Annotated in this window: 1 protein-coding gene; it reads left to right on the plus strand. The window is 55.3% G+C overall.

The window, feature by feature from the left end; all coding sequences use genetic code 11:
- Positions 1-1,194 (plus strand): site-specific integrase (locus H261_RS22815; RefSeq protein ID WP_008622699.1); only part of this gene is annotated, 1,194 nt, incomplete at its 5' end.
- Positions 1,195-1,446 lie beyond the last annotated feature (252 nt).

The raw sequence follows: 1,446 nt of genomic DNA on the forward strand, positions 1-1,446 counted from the left end.
GCTCGGATCATCGCGGACAGGGTGATCGCAACGACCGTTCAGCCTGAACCCAGCGTCCTGCCCCCTGCGGAAAAGACGATCAAAGATGTATATCGCCTTTATCTGGCCGACCCAGGTCGGGTCCGTCGTTCCGGCAAGACCCTGATTGCATACGAATCGATATACGGACTGCTGATCGAGTTGATCGGTGAAAACACCCCGATCAGCAAGGTCACCCGTGAGGTCTGCCGTGATGTCCTTGATGTGCTTCGGGCCATGCCCGCCAATGCCACCAAGAAGTATCCAAAGCTTTCGTCGCGGGAGGCTGCCGAAAAGGCCCGCAGGGAAGGGTTACCGATGATCAGTTCGGCCACGGTCAACGGCTACACCAACAAGCTATCGTCCCTGCTTAACTGGGCAGCCAATGAGGGGTATCTCGACAAGAATCCGGCAAGGGGTTTGAAGGTCGTCGATGCGGTCAAGAAGAAGGACAAACGGCTCCCGTTCGCACAGTGGCAGCTTCGTAAGATTTTTGACGCCCCCCTTTATCGCGGATGCGTCAATGATGCCGCTGGATACGCAACGCCGGGGAAGGACCGTCCAAGACGCGGGCGATTCTGGGTGCCCTTGATCGCTTTGTATTCGGGCATGAGACTGAATGAAATCTGCCAACTGAATGTTGAGGACGTGAGGAGGGTCGATGACGTTTTTTGTTTCATCGTGACCACCGACGTGCAGTCAGGGATCGACGACAAAAAGATCAAAACCGACAATGGTGAGCGAATCGTTCCTGTCCATCCGGAACTCATCGAAATCGGGTTTCTGGGCTATCTTGTTGAACGCCAGAAAACCCGACATTCGAAGCTGTTTCCAGACCTTTCCGTAGCAAAAACTGGCTATTACAGCGACACCTTCTCAAAGTTTTTCGCCTGTTTTCTTGGAAAGGCTGCCGCAAAGGCCCCTCGCACTTCGTTCCATTCCTTCAGGCACAATTTCAGGGACGCCCTACGGGAGGCTGGTCTGGATCGTGAAATCGGGCTGGCCCTCGGTGGCTGGGCGGGCGACGGAAAGGGCGATGAAGGGGCTGAAACCGCTGATAACTATGGTCGTGGCTACCGAGCTTCCACCCTGTTCGACGCCATCTCATTGATCCGATATGACCTGAACCTAAATCACTTGAAGCAGTCAGACTTTGGAGCTTCTACTGAAGAGTGAATATCAGCGTCAGAGAAGAACGCGGCGGCATTCGGGTGAGCTTCATCGAGTGTGGCAAATTCACGGTGATGCGATAGTTGTGGTGGCTGGCATCGGGTGGGCGTGGGTGCCTCCGCTACGCTCGGCACCACACAGATGCTCGTTCACCAGACACCTTGCCTTCGGCTGCGGGTCTGGATGCACTTCGCATCAATCGCTGCCGCTTCGAAAATATGAAGGCCACCCCGGTTGGGTAGAGCATCGCTATTTCCG

The sequence above is a fragment of the Paramagnetospirillum caucaseum genome, from assembly GCF_000342045.1.
Lineage (GTDB): Bacteria > Pseudomonadota > Alphaproteobacteria > Rhodospirillales > Magnetospirillaceae > Phaeospirillum > Phaeospirillum caucaseum.